Source organism: Methylomonas sp. BG-2, assembly GCF_057766305.1.
This window is the reverse complement of record NZ_JBYMAP010000021.1, coordinates 15,224-27,787: the sequence shown is the minus strand read 5'-3', so window position 1 is coordinate 27,787 and position 12,564 is coordinate 15,224. Positions and strand designations below refer to the sequence as shown.

Annotated in this window: 13 protein-coding genes; 12 read left to right on the top strand and 1 reads right to left on the bottom strand. The window is 60.3% G+C overall.

Annotated elements, in window-relative coordinates:
* The 5 genes from AC3B8H_RS03500 to AC3B8H_RS03480 all read left to right on the top strand — a co-directional run.
* Positions 1 to 248 (top strand): hypothetical protein (locus AC3B8H_RS03500; protein ID WP_488440234.1); only part of this gene is annotated, 248 nt, incomplete at its 5' end.
* An 11-nt stretch (positions 249 to 259) separates the two neighbouring features.
* Entirely contained in the window at positions 260 to 2,029 is a 1,770-nt protein-coding gene (locus tag AC3B8H_RS03495; RefSeq protein ID WP_488440233.1) for a PAS domain S-box protein, read from the top strand.
* 13 nt (positions 2,030 to 2,042) lie between these two features.
* Positions 2,043 to 4,517 carry a GGDEF domain-containing response regulator gene (locus AC3B8H_RS03490; RefSeq protein WP_488440232.1) on the top strand — a complete coding sequence of 825 codons (2,475 nt, stop codon included), beginning with the start codon at positions 2,043 to 2,045 and terminating at the stop codon, positions 4,515 to 4,517.
* 202 nt (positions 4,518 to 4,719) lie between these two features.
* On the top strand, positions 4,720 to 5,637 hold the full coding sequence (locus tag AC3B8H_RS03485) for a hypothetical protein (RefSeq protein WP_488440231.1): 918 nt from the start codon (positions 4,720 to 4,722) through the stop codon (positions 5,635 to 5,637).
* Between the two features lie 201 nt (positions 5,638 to 5,838).
* The gene (locus tag AC3B8H_RS03480) at positions 5,839 to 6,333 is read left to right on the top strand and encodes a hypothetical protein (RefSeq protein ID WP_488440230.1); all 495 of its coding nucleotides are present in this window, start codon (positions 5,839 to 5,841) and stop codon (positions 6,331 to 6,333) included.
* Positions 6,334 to 6,440: 107 nt separating this feature from the next.
* Here the strand turns inward: AC3B8H_RS03480 and AC3B8H_RS03475 are convergent, their stop codons facing one another.
* Complete coding sequence (locus AC3B8H_RS03475) at positions 6,441 to 6,707, bottom strand: hypothetical protein (RefSeq protein ID WP_488440229.1); 267 nt, start codon at positions 6,705 to 6,707, stop codon at positions 6,441 to 6,443.
* Between the two features lie 254 nt (positions 6,708 to 6,961).
* On the opposite strand from AC3B8H_RS03475, the gene AC3B8H_RS03470 reads away from it, so the two are divergent.
* The 7 genes from AC3B8H_RS03470 (at position 6,962) to AC3B8H_RS03440 (ending at position 12,563) form a co-directional block, all read left to right on the top strand.
* Entirely contained in the window at positions 6,962 to 7,258 is a 297-nt protein-coding gene (locus tag AC3B8H_RS03470) for a hypothetical protein (protein ID WP_488440228.1), read from the top strand.
* A gap of 181 nt (positions 7,259 to 7,439) precedes the next feature.
* Entirely contained in the window at positions 7,440 to 9,329 is a 1,890-nt protein-coding gene (locus AC3B8H_RS03465; RefSeq protein ID WP_488440227.1) for an ATP-binding cassette domain-containing protein, read from the top strand.
* A gap of 115 nt (positions 9,330 to 9,444) precedes the next feature.
* Positions 9,445 to 9,954: a hypothetical protein gene (locus AC3B8H_RS03460; protein WP_488440226.1), complete on the top strand. Its 510-nt coding sequence runs from the start codon at positions 9,445 to 9,447 to the stop codon at positions 9,952 to 9,954.
* Between the two features lie 9 nt (positions 9,955 to 9,963).
* Positions 9,964 to 10,407, top strand: a complete 444-nt coding sequence (locus AC3B8H_RS03455; RefSeq protein WP_488440225.1) for a universal stress protein — start codon at positions 9,964 to 9,966, stop codon at positions 10,405 to 10,407.
* On the top strand, positions 10,400 to 10,924 hold the full coding sequence (cobU, locus tag AC3B8H_RS03450; protein ID WP_488440224.1) for a bifunctional adenosylcobinamide kinase/adenosylcobinamide-phosphate guanylyltransferase: 525 nt from the start codon (positions 10,400 to 10,402) through the stop codon (positions 10,922 to 10,924). The genes AC3B8H_RS03455 and cobU overlap by 8 nt, the downstream gene beginning before the upstream one ends.
* Before the next feature lie 2 nt (positions 10,925 to 10,926).
* The gene (gene cobT / locus AC3B8H_RS03445; RefSeq protein ID WP_488440223.1) at positions 10,927 to 11,967 is read left to right on the top strand and encodes a nicotinate-nucleotide--dimethylbenzimidazole phosphoribosyltransferase; all 1,041 of its coding nucleotides are present in this window, start codon (positions 10,927 to 10,929) and stop codon (positions 11,965 to 11,967) included.
* Between the two features lie 182 nt (positions 11,968 to 12,149).
* Complete coding sequence (locus tag AC3B8H_RS03440) at positions 12,150 to 12,563, top strand: TM2 domain-containing protein (protein WP_488440222.1); 414 nt, start codon at positions 12,150 to 12,152, stop codon at positions 12,561 to 12,563.
* Position 12,564 lies beyond the last annotated feature (1 nt).

The window sequence follows — 12,564 nt, the reverse complement described above, 5'->3', positions numbered from 1 at the left end:
AGGAGAGCCTTGTCGAAGGGCGGGCGGGATTTTTCATTCAGCCGTTGGGTGAGTGTATTGCGAGCCGTTCAGGCTTCGACGTTGCTCTCGGCAACGGCTCCCTGCGTTGCGCCCAGCCTTCTGCATCGCACGAACGGCCCGCAAGACTCGTCAACGGCTCTTTTTGGAGCGGATTTCAGCCGCGGCGGATTTATTTGTGTTCGAATGGAATCGATGATCTATCATTAGCAACTCTTACAGCCAGTTAGAGGTGTCTGGAATGTCGTCCACGCCGCAGCCGGAAAACACCGCTCCTTTCCAAGCCGCTGTGTTGGCGGCGTTGGCCAAGCAATATTGCATATTGGACGCCGAGGCCAGAGTCGTACAGGTCAGCGAAGCCTGGCTGGCGTTCGACCGCGAGCACGCCGGCGCCAAGCCGGTTCTGCAACGCGGCCAACCCTATGCGGAGTTGCTCGCCGCCGGCCTCACCAACGAAAGAGGCGGCAAGGCGTTTTACGACGGCATCTTGTCGGTGTTGAACGGCACGCGGCCGGCGTTTTCATTGGAATACGCCTATCGCACCGCCGCCGGTCAACTCTGGTTTACCGGGAAAGTCGCCCGCTTTCCCGATCAGGGCTTGGCCGCGGCAATCGTCATCCACGAGAACATCTCCGAATATCAGCACCTTGAGAACCGGTTTCGGCAGGCGGTGGAAGCGGCGCCGAACGCGATCGTGATGGTTAACGAATCCGGTACCATCGTCATGGTCAACGCCCAGACCGAGCTGTCGTTCGGTTACGCCCGCGCCGAAATGATCGGCCGGGCCGTGGAAATGTTGGTGCCAGAGCGCTCTCGCGGGGCCCACCCCGATTTTCGCCGAGCGTACTTTGCCGAACCGGTATCGCGGCCGATGGGTGCCGGCCGCGACTTGTACGGGCGGCGCAAGGACGGCAGCGAATTTCCGGTCGAGATCGGCTTGGGCCTGATCGACAGCCACGACGAAACCCTGGTGCTGAGTTCCATCGTCGACATCACCGCGCGCAAACGCCTGGAACATCGGTTTCGCCAGGCAGTGGAATCCGCGCCGAACGCCATCGTCATGGTTAACGAGTCCGGCACCATGTTGATGGTCAACGCTCAAACCGAAACATCGTTTGGATATTCGCGCGCCGAGTTGCTGGGGCAGCCGGTCGAGATGCTGATCCCGGAACGCTTTCGCGGCGGACACGTCGCGGCCCGTCAGGCCTATTTGGCTAATCCGGTGTCGCGGCCGATGGGCGCCGGCCGGGATTTGTTCGGTTTACGCAAGGACGGTAGCGAGTTTCCGGTCGAGATCGGCCTGGGGCTGATCGATGACGAGAACGGCACCATCGTGCTGAGCTCGATCGTCGATATCACCGAACGCAAACACGCCCACGACCGCTTGCGGCAGGCGCTGACCGAAAAAGAGGTGCTGCTGAAGGAAGTCTACCATCGGGTCAAAAACAATCTGCAGGTGGTCTCCAGTCTGATCAGCCTGCAAGCCGCCGGCGTGACCAACGCCGAGACCGCCGATCTGCTCAAGCAAAGCGCCGATCGCATCAAGGCCATGGCGCTGCTGCACGAGAAGCTCTATCAATCCAAGGATTTGGCGAAAATCGATTTCAACGAATACATTCGCAGTCTGGTCGATCATTTGGTATTCGGCTATGGCGCGCATTCCGACAACATCGCGATCGAAATGGCCATCGACAATGTGTTTCTCGGCGTGGATACCGCGATTCCCTGCGGCCTGATCATCAACGAATTGCTGTCCAACGCACTGAAGCACGCCTTTCCCGACCATCGCGCGGGCCGAATTCGCATCGATTTCAGTCTGCGGCGGGGCGAATACAGTCTGACCATCGCCGACAACGGTGTCGGCCTTCCCGAGGCGCTGGACATTAAAAACACCGGCTCGCTGGGCTTGCAATTAGTGGACACCTTGAGCCACCAATTGCTGGGCGGGATGGACATAAACCGGACCGCCGGCTCGGCGTTCACGCTGCGCTTTCCGGAGCATCCGCATTAACCAGGGGGCGATAATGCAAACCAGCAAAATCCTGATTGTCGAAGACGAAGGCATCATTGCGATGGATATCCGCAAACAGCTGGAGGGCTTCGGCTACCAAGTGGTGGCGACCGCGTTTTCCGGCGGCCAGGCGATTACGCTAGCCAACCAGCATAAACCGGATTTGGTGATGATGGACATCGTGTTGAAGGGTGACATGGACGGCATCAGCGCCGCGCAAGCCATCGTCGAATCGTTGCGGATTCCGGTGATTTTCCTGACCGCTTACAGCGATCCGGCCACGTTGGCGCGCGCGAAAGCCACCGGCGCCTACGGATATTTGATCAAGCCGTTTCGGCCGGACGAACTGCATGCGTCGATCGAAGTGGCTTTGTACAAACACCAGCTGGAGCGCAAGCTCAAGGAAAGCGAGCAGTGGTTCGGCAAAACCCTGCATTGCATCAGCGACGCCGTGATCGCCACCGATACCGAGGGCCGGGTCCGGTTTATGAACCCGGTCGCCGAGGCCGCGACCGGCGCAAAGCTGGAGCTGGCCAAGGGCCGGCAAGTAACCGAATTAATGACTCTGGTTTCCGAAACCGACCGTAGCGTCGTTGAAAATCCGATTACGCACACGCTTAAGAGCTTGGAAGTGACCGCGCTGGAACGGGCCGCGATACTCGTCAATCCGGCGGGAACCGAGTTTCCGGTGGACGACGGCGCCGCGCCCATCATCGACGACGACGGCACTTTGTTCGGCGCGGTAATGGTATTTCGCGACATCACCGCTCGCCGAAAAATGGAAAATATGCTGCGGGAAAGCGAAGAACGCTTTCACAGCTCGTTCGAGATGGCCGCGATCGGCATGGCCTTGGTCTCGTTGGACGACGGTTTTCTGCAAGTCAATAACGCGCTGTGCGAAACCTTCGGTTACAGCCGGGCGGAGCTGCTGAGCGGCCGCTTGCGGATGCTGATGCCGGACGGCGAGCCGCATACCCTGCTCGACCAGTATTTCCATCAATTGTTGGCCGACGAGCGGCCGACGTTTCAAATCGAATTGGAATGCCTGCACAAAACCGTCGGCAAGCGGGTTTGGACGCTGTTGAGCGCATCGCTGGTACGCGCTCCGTCCGGCGATCCGCAGTATTTCATCCTGCAGGTCCAGAATATCAGCAACCGTAAATACGCCGAGCAGCAACTGATTTACCTGGCCAATCACGACCCGCTCACCGGGTTGCTGAATCGCGATCAATTCCATACCCGGCTGACGCAGGCACTAACATCGGCGCGCCGTCACGGCGGCAAGCTGGCGCTGATGTTTTTGGATTTGGACCGCTTCAAGCTGATCAACGACACCTTGGGCCACCGCTTGGGCGACTTGTTGCTGCAAGCGGCCAGCGACCGTTTGAAAAGTACCGTGCGCGCCAACGACGTGTTGGCCAGGCTGGGCGGTGACGAATTCATCGTATTGCTGAACGACATAACGCACAGCGACGATGTGGCGCGGATCGCTCAGAAGACCATCGACAGCCTAACTCAACCGTTCGCGTTGGAAGGCAACGATCTGGTGGTCACCGCCAGCGTCGGCATCAGCGTGTTTCCGGACGACGGCAAGGACAGCCACACGCTGCTGATGAACGCCGACACCGCGATGTATCTGGCCAAGGAACGCGGCAAGAACAACTATCAATTTTATACGGCGACGATGACGGAACGCTCGCTGGAACGCATGACCGTCGAACGCGGTTTGCGGCGGGCGCTGGCCGAACAAGAATTGCGTTTGCATTTTCAGGCGCAGATCGACAGCGTCAGCGGCTTGGCGACCGGCGCGGAAGCCTTGGTGCGCTGGCAGCATCCGGAATGGGGACTGGTTTACCCGGATCGCTTCATCACCGTCGCCGAGGAAACCGGGTTGATCGTGCCTATCGGCGCCTGGGTATTGCGCGAAGCCTGTCTGCGGGCCAAGGCCTGGATCGAAAATGGCGGGCCGTTCGCCAGCGTGGCGGTGAATGTCTCGGCTCGCCAGTTTTTGGAAGCCAATTTGTTCCAAACGGTTAAGGATACCCTGAGCGAAACCGGCCTGAATCCGAATGCATTGGAACTGGAAATTACCGAGTCGGCGGTGATGCAAAACCCGGAAAGCACGCTGCAGGTGCTGCGCCAGTTTCAGACATTGGGCGTACGGCTGAGCATAGACGATTTCGGTACCGGCTATTCCAATCTGACCTATCTGCACCGGTTTCCGGTCCAGAGCGTCAAAATCGACCGTTCCTTTGTGATCGATTTATCCGACGACGACAGTAAAACCCTGGTCAGGGCGATCGTCGCGCTGGCCCACGAGCTCAGGTTGTCGGTGGTGGTCGAGGGTGTGGAAACCGGCGAGCAACTCACCTTCTTAACCGCGCAAGGTTGCGACTCGCTACAAGGCTATCTGTTCAGCCGGCCGGTCAGCGCGGAGCAATTCACGCAGGCTTTCATCGCCGCGGGGCTTAGGAGCCATCTGCCGTGAGTCGCGATATCGTTGAGTGAAGGCTTGAGCGTTCGTCCCGAACCTGTCGCAGGACGAACGACGGTTAAGCCGGGGATGGGCGGTCGCCGTGTCCGATCTTGCCCGCGCCATCGGCAAGCAAAATCGGATCGATACGACAAGATTTTCCGAGCGGAAGCCGGTGTGTTAACGTGGCCGCTTTTACCGGAAACCATCACTCGTTATGAAATCATTCTTCAAGCTCGCATTCGCTGCCCTCCTGTTGCCCGCCGCCGCGCTCGCTACGACGCCGGCCGGACAAGACCGCTTGCACCTCTTTAACGACATTCCGACCAAGGCCGGCGATGCGCTGTTTTCATATACGGCGGAGTGGCGTATCGACGGCGGCGAGCTCTATCGCGCCACCGGGCTGAGCTTTTTGAATCCGGCCAAGTTCGAAGGCGCGGCGCCGGTCGCGGTTACCAAAAAGCTGCTGACCGCGATCAAGGACGGCATGATTCAACTCGATCCCAATTGGCGCGGGATTACCGTCAACCAACCGGAAGGTCAGCCCGAATTGGCTATCGCCAATCGAGCTGGCTACGCGCTGACCAATATCATCGTCAGGGACTACACCAACCAAAAAATGCGTTACGGCGCGGGCGACCGCGCGTTCGGCGCCGCCGGCGTGCGGGTGGCGCTCGACTTGGTGTACGCCGCCGACGTCGAGTATCTCGACGGCTTTACGTCCAAGAAGAACCAAAGCGGTTCGCACGGCGAAATCGAAATCGAAATCGACGGCCAACGGCCGGTGACGATCAAGACCGACGGCAAGACCACGCCCGAACTGGAGCAGGAATTGGCCCGGCAACTGGCCGGCAGTCAGCTTGCGGTGACGCCGCTGTTTCCGCACATCGTCAACAAGGATACCCGCAACAACAAACCGTTCGACGGCAGCGAAGTGCAATGGGCCAATCTCGGCGCCAAGGCGATTGCAATCAATGTCACCGACCCGCAACTCGGCGTTTTGGTCAAATTCAAATATCCGAACGAAACCGCCGGCGGCGCGGTGGCCGATTCCGGCCTGATCGTGCCCCTGCTCGGCGCGGCGGCGGTTGGAGTGGTCGGGTTTCTGGCATACCGCCGCCGTGTTGCCGCTTGATTCAGCGGCGGATTCGGTCGGCAAACTTTAATCCGGTTTTCACCATTTTTTAATTTGCTCCCCAGCTGGTCTTCATGCGGATTGCGTATTCTGTTTGACGTGCGTTACCGGGCCAGGCTGCGTCGCCGGCGGCTTGGGTTGGTAACGTACGAGACAGGATGTGGGTCACACAAGGACGTGATTTTAATTTATGGAGATCGTATGGTCAGATTCGGGACCGTTGTTTTTATCGGCTGGCTGCTGGCCACCGATACCGCCGAGGCCAATAGCCGGCTACCGACCGACCAAATTCATCATTTCCAGATTTCGGATGAGCTGTTCGACCGGCAAGATTTCGAGCGATGGAGTTTATTATCCGAGAGCGGCGCGGCCTTGCAACGGCCGGCCTTTACCATCGCGGCCGGCCCACGGCGGCCGGAGCTTATCGATGCGAACGGCGTTTGGTCCGGGGTCTACCGGTTTCGCGGCGATCGTTTGATGCATGCCGGTCTGGGCGGCGAAAGCGCCGCGCAAATCTGGCTGGATAACGTTTTTTTGTTGACGCTTACCGATACGCCGCGCCGCAAGGCGCCGGCGGCGGATGTCTCGCCTATTCCGGATGTTGGCGGCGTTACCGTGCCGTTACCGGCGGCGGCGTGGACGATGTGTTCCGCCGTGATGGGGCTGCTTTACGCCGGTCGGCGCAAGTCGGTCTAACGCGTTTTTCTTCTCTTCCGTCCCTGTTCCGGGCGGACGGCCGCGCGCCGTCCCATGCGCCCGCGTCTCCGGTTCGGTGCTTGCCGGGCAAGCACCGGCTTCGGACTTTATTCGGATAAGCGCTGGCTGATGCGCTGATACGCCGCCTTCAATTCCTCTCCGACCACTTGCGCCTTGGCGATGTAGTCTTCGGAGGTTTCTATCGACTCGTCGGCGATCTCGGCGGCCTTGGTCTTGAATTGTTGCCAAAGTTGCTCGGCATCGGCGAATTCGTCCTTGGCATCCATGGAGGCCAGATGCAGTTTCAGTTGCAAGGCTTCCCGCTCCGCATTGAGTTTTTCCAGCAAATGATCGAAATCTTGGCTAAATGACATGGTCTATCTCCCGTTGAGTTGAGACCCTGCGACCGCGAATCAGCGGGAAAGTTTAAACGTTAAGCCGCCTTGCTCGGCCGGCCCCGCGCACGGTGGCGGCGAGTTCGCTTGATCGAGATCAAAACGTTGGGCCTGGCGTTGGGGTTCAATGCGCGCGAATGACGGTTGGCAACGGCTGCCGACCGAGTCTTCGGCGATTCGGACGCCTGCCGCGCGCCGTAGCCAATTCCGCGTCTGCTGGTTTGGGAGGCCCCATGGATAACGATTTGCTGATCGATCAAGCCCGCCGTCTTTATGCCAGACTGGCGGTATGGCAAGCCTGGGTTCCGTGCGCGCAAGCCGGCGATAGTCTGCAGCGTTTCGAGCAGGCGACGGATCGCGCCTATCGGCGCTATCTGCGGCGCTTGAACCGCTGCGCCTGCTGCTATCGCCAACGCGGCTACGAGTGCGTCCGCCAGGCCGGCCATAAGCGCAGACCTTGTTTGCGCCGACCGCCGGCGGCCATCTACCGTTCCGAACACGACGGGCGGGACTGCCGTTTAGCCGGCTGATCGCGCCATCCGCCGGTTTCCCAGCGCCGCTTCGCACCGGGCCTTGAACATGCAGCGTCTCCCCGGCATTTCCTCGGCTGGGCGGCCAACCCAAAAATCGCCCACACTCTGACCACCGTCCCGCGCTAAAATCCCCGCCCAGGTTTGGCATGGGGCCAGGCCGACTGCTCTCGCCACCATCATGCTCAATTTCAAAAACATCGCGATCCGCCGCGGCAACCGCTTATTGTTTAGCGGCGCGTCGTTCACGATTCACAAAGGCCAAAAGATCGGCCTGACCGGTGCCAACGGCGCCGGCAAATCCAGCTTGTTCGCGCTGTTGCGCAACGAACTTCACGCCGACGAGGGCGAGTTTTCGATGCCGCCGAATCTGGAGATCGCTCACGTGGCCCAGGAAACGCCGGCGCTGCCCAGCTCGGCGATCGACTACGTGTTGGACGGCGACCGCGAACTGCGCCAGTTGCAACAACAACTGGCGGCGGCCGAGGCCGCTCACGACGGCATCAAACTGGCCGAGCTGCACGCGGCCTTGGATCACGTCGGCGGTTACACCGCCCAGGCGCGGGCCTCGCGCTTGTTGAACGGTCTGGGATTTACCACCGAACAGGAAGGCCGGCCGGTCGCTTCGTTTTCCGGCGGCTGGCGCATGCGTTTGAATCTGGCCCAAGCCCTGATGTGCCGCTCCGACGTGTTGCTGCTCGACGAGCCGACCAACCACCTGGACCTGGATGCGGTGATGTATTTGCAGGACTGGCTGGTCAAATATCCCGGCACCTTGCTGTTGATCTCGCACGACCGCGACTTTCTCGACACCATTACCGACCACATCGTTCACATCGAACAAAACAAGGCCGAAATCTACACCGGCAACTATTCGGCGTTCGAACGCATGCGCGCCGAGAAATTGGCCCAGCAACAATCGGCCTACGAAAAGCAGCAGCGCGAAATCGCCCATATGCAAAGCTTCGTCGACCGCTTCAAGGCCAAGGCCACCAAGGCCCGCCAAGCCCAGAGCCGGATCAAGGCCCTGGAACGCATGGAGTTGATCGCCCAGGCCCACGTCGATTCGCCGTTCGGCTTCAGTTTTCCAGCGCCGAAAAAAATGCCGAACCCGTTGCTGCAACTGGAACAGGCGGACATCGGTTACGGCGATAAGGTCGTGGTCAAAAACGCCAGTCTGACCATCACCCCCGGCGACCGTATCGGCTTGCTGGGGCCGAACGGTGCCGGCAAGTCCAGTCTGATCAAGGTGCTGTCCGGACAAATGCCGGCCTTGAACGGTAAGTTGCGCAACGCCCAGGATTTGAACATCGGCTATTTCGCCCAGCATCAACTGGAATTGCTGAGATTGGACGAAAGCCCGCTGTGGCATTTGCAACAGCTGGACAAGCAAGCCACCGAGAAGGACTTGCGCAATTTTCTGGGCGGTTTCGATTTTCGCGGCGACAAAGTCAACGACCCGGTGGAACCCTTCTCCGGCGGCGAAAAAGCCCGGCTGGTACTGGCGATGTTGGTCTACCAAAATCCGAATCTGCTGCTGCTCGACGAGCCGACCAACCATTTGGACCTGGAGATGCGCCACGCCTTGAGCGTGGCCTTGCAGGAATACGAAGGCGCGTTGCTGGTGGTGTCGCACGATCGGCATTTGCTGCGGTCGGTGACCGATACCTTGCTGCTGGTGGCCGGCGGCCAGGTCCAGCCCTTCGACGGCGATCTGGACGACTACAAGCAATGGCTGGCCGAGCAAAAAAAGGCCGGCGACGAACCGGCCGGCGCGGCGGAGGCGGCCGGCGGCGTGTCCCGCAAGGATCAGCGCAAGCAGGACGCCGAACGCCGCCAGCGTTTGAAACCCTTGCTGGACGCGGTCAAGAAAGCCGAAGCGGCGGTGGAGAAGTTTCACCAACGGCAACGCGAGCTGGAGGAACAACTGGCCGATCCGGCTATCTACAGCGACGACAACAAGGAACGGCTCAAACAGTTGTTGGCCGACAAGGCGAATGTCGATAGCGCGCTGGAACAGGCCGAACTGGATTGGCTGACGGCCGAGGAAAATCTGGCGCAGGCCGAATAAGCGAGTCGCGCGGCCGTCCATGGTCGGACGCCGATTTGACAGACGGCCGATGTCCCGGCAGTTTAGCTTGCCAAGCCGGCGCAAGCCGGCACCCTTTCATTTCAGCGGAGCCATCATGTACCAACTAGTGCTGTTGTTTTTCGAAATCTGCATGTTGCGCAAGGGGCCGCAAGACGTGCCGGCGTCGCGCTGGCTGGCACGGCTGGCGTTTTTGCCGTATGTGCTGATCAATCTGTTGATTTTGCTGATCGGCGCCAGCTTTGCCGACGCTCTGCTGCAATTGTTGGTACAAACCGCGCTGATCGTTGGCTTTACTTACCCGCTGTTGTATTTTTCCGGCAACCCGAACCGCTTTCCGCAAACCCTGACGGCGTTGCTGGGCTGCGACGCGATGATCACCTTCTTCGCGATTCCGGCGATGGCCAGTTTGGAGACCCAGGCCAACCAACTGGCCTATATCGCGATGTTGCTGCTGATGGCCTGGCATTGGCTGATCAACGGCAACATTTATCGCCACGCGCTGGACAAGCCGCTGCCGTTCGGGTTGGCGCTGGCGCTTTTGTATATACTGATTTCATCGCAAGCGATGTCGCTGCTGTTTCCCGAACTTCCCACCGCAGAATAAGAGAGAACCATGGCCATTTATCAACATATATTGCTGGCGGTCGATTTTTTCGAGGCCAACGACCAAGTCGTCCACAAGGCCAGCCAGATTGCCGAGCAAAACAACGCCAAACTCAGTTTGGTGCATGTCGTCGACAATTTGCCGATTTCCGATCCGGCCGCCGACGCGATCATCCCGTTCGATGTCGAATTAACCCAGGAACTGATGGACGCCTGCAAACAGCGCTTGATTAAACTCGGCGAGGAATTGCGGGTGCCGGTCGAAAGCCAATACCTGGAAATGGGTAGCCCGAAAATGGAAATCGTCCGGATTGCCGAGGAAAACCAGGCCGACTTGATCGTGGTCGGCTCGCACGGCCGGCATGGCTTGGCCCTGCTGCTCGGCTCCACCGCCAACGGCGTGCTGCACCACGCCAAATGCGACGTGTTGGCGGTCAGGCTGGCCGATGATTGAACTGGTGCTGGGCGGCGCGCGTTCCGGCAAGAGCCGCTACGCCGAAACCCGGGCCGCCGAATCGGGCTTGCCGGTGGTCTACCTGGCGACCGCCGAAGCCGGCGACGCCGAGATGCGCGAACGCATCGCCCGCCATCGCCTGGATCGTCCCGCCGCTTGGGTCACCGTCGAGGAACCGCTGGATCTGGCCGGTACGATACGGTCGGCCGCCGACGATTGTTGCATTCTGGTCGATTGCCTGACCTTGTGGCTCAGCAATGCCTTGTTCGATCGCCACGGTAATTTGCGGGCCGATCACTATTACCGTCACCGCGACGCGCTGTGCGAGACCTTGAAGTCTGCGCGGCGGCGGGTGGTGATGGTCAGTAACGAAGTCGGTAGCGGTGTGGTCGCCGCCGATCCCGGTACCCGCCGGTTCGTGGACGAGGCCGGTTTTTTGCACCAACGCCTGGCGCAAATCTGCGACCGGGTAACGTTGGTGACGGCCGGTTTGCCGCTGGTTCTGAAATCGGCTTGAGCATGGATTGGATTTTGCAGGCGCCGGCACGGCCGGATTCGCAATTTTTCGACGCGGCCGTTGCCCGCCAGACGCAACTGACCAAACCCCCCGGCTCGCTGGGCGTTTTGGAAGACTGCGCCGCGCGGCTGGCGGCCTTGCAACGCCGGGAACGGCCCAGCGTCGAACGGGTCTGGGTCAGTGTGTTCGCCGCCGATCACGGCATCGCCGGGGCGGGCGTGTCGGCCTTCCCGCAAGTAGTCACCCAGGAGATGGTCAAGAATTTCGCGGCCGGCGGCGCGGCGGTCAATGTATTGGCCCGCGCGCTCGGCGCTGAGTTCGAAGTCGTCGATGTCGGTCTGGTGGCGCCGGTGGACGCGCCCGGCGTCATCGATTGCCGCGCGGGTCCCGGTACGGCCAGCTTTTTGACGGCGCCGGCCATGAATGGCCAACAACTGGCCGTCGCTTTGGCCGCCGGTCGCGCGGCCGTGGCGCGGGCACTGGCCGCCGGTGCCGAATTGTTCGTCGGCGGTGAAATGGGCATCGCCAACACCGCCAGCGCCAGTGCCTTGGCCGCTGCCTGGCTGGATTTGCCGGCCGCCGATTTAACCGGTGCCGGTACCGGCTTGAACCTTGAGCGGATCGATCAAAAAGCGGCGGTCATCGAACAGGCCTTGGCCTTTCATCGCGAGGCGTTGAACTCGCCGTCGGCAATGTTGCAAAACCTGGGCGGTTTCGAAATCGCCGCGCTGACCGGGGCTTATCTGGCCGCGGCCCAGCAGGGTCTGCCGGTCGTTATCGACGGTTTCATTTGCGGGGTTGCGGCCTTGCTGGCCACCGCGCTAAGTCCGGGCTGCGCCGATTGGTTTTTCTTCGGCCACCGCTCGGCCGAAAAAGGGCACGCTTTGGTGTTGGAAGCGCTGCAAGCCAGGCCGTTACTGACGCTGGATCTGCGGCTGGGCGAAGCCAGCGGAGCGCTGTTGGCGGTGCCGGCGCTGCAAATGGCTTGCCGCTTGCACAACGAAATGGCGACTTTCGCCCAGGCCGGCGTCAGCAGCGCTTGATGCCGTCGGCGCGCCGGCCGTGGCGGCGGGGCGGCGTTTCCCGTATCATGAGCGCCCGAAAACGCCAAGGCTGCTCCGGCTTTTTCGCTTACCGGGTCGGGCTCCGACCTGTTTAATAAGAATAAACCCCGCCCGAACGCGCAATCCGGCGCATTCGAGGCGGCGAGAACCGGATTAACGACATGCTAGGACACATAGAGAGTTACGACGCCGAATGCCAAACCGGCGTTATCAAAGCCAAAGATCAATTCTACGAGTTCCATATCGACCAATGGCAATCCGAAGCGCCGCCCAGCTCCGGCGACGACGTGGATTTCGATTTCGAGGACGACAAAGTCACCGAAGTCAGTCTGGTCGGTGCCTATCTGATGGAATCCCAGCCGGTCAAGAGTCGGATACTGGCCGGTTTATTGGGTATCTCGCTGGGCGCGGTCGGCCTGCACCGAATCTATTTGGGCTATTACACGATAGCTATCGTGCAGATCCTGGTGACGCTGGGGACCGGCGGCTACGGCGTGATGTGGGGCTTCATCGAAGGCGTACTGATCCTGACCGGGCACATTTACAAAGACGCCAAGGGCAGGCACCTGAAATAAA

Coding starts and splice junctions, on each gene's coding strand:
- AC3B8H_RS03495 (WP_488440233.1), top strand. CDS start 260: ATGTCGTCCACGCCGCAGCCGGAAAACACCGCTCCTTTCCAAGCCGCT.
- AC3B8H_RS03490 (WP_488440232.1), top strand. CDS start 2,043: ATGCAAACCAGCAAAATCCTGATTGTCGAAGACGAAGGCATCATTGCG.
- AC3B8H_RS03485 (WP_488440231.1), top strand. CDS start 4,720: ATGAAATCATTCTTCAAGCTCGCATTCGCTGCCCTCCTGTTGCCCGCC.
- AC3B8H_RS03480 (WP_488440230.1), top strand. CDS start 5,839: ATGGTCAGATTCGGGACCGTTGTTTTTATCGGCTGGCTGCTGGCCACC.
- AC3B8H_RS03475 (WP_488440229.1), bottom strand. CDS start 6,707: ATGTCATTTAGCCAAGATTTCGATCATTTGCTGGAAAAACTCAATGCG.
- AC3B8H_RS03470 (WP_488440228.1), top strand. CDS start 6,962: ATGGATAACGATTTGCTGATCGATCAAGCCCGCCGTCTTTATGCCAGA.
- AC3B8H_RS03465 (WP_488440227.1), top strand. CDS start 7,440: ATGCTCAATTTCAAAAACATCGCGATCCGCCGCGGCAACCGCTTATTG.
- AC3B8H_RS03460 (WP_488440226.1), top strand. CDS start 9,445: ATGTACCAACTAGTGCTGTTGTTTTTCGAAATCTGCATGTTGCGCAAG.
- AC3B8H_RS03455 (WP_488440225.1), top strand. CDS start 9,964: ATGGCCATTTATCAACATATATTGCTGGCGGTCGATTTTTTCGAGGCC.
- cobU (WP_488440224.1), top strand. CDS start 10,400: ATGATTGAACTGGTGCTGGGCGGCGCGCGTTCCGGCAAGAGCCGCTAC.
- cobT (WP_488440223.1), top strand. CDS start 10,927: ATGGATTGGATTTTGCAGGCGCCGGCACGGCCGGATTCGCAATTTTTC.
- AC3B8H_RS03440 (WP_488440222.1), top strand. CDS start 12,150: ATGCTAGGACACATAGAGAGTTACGACGCCGAATGCCAAACCGGCGTT.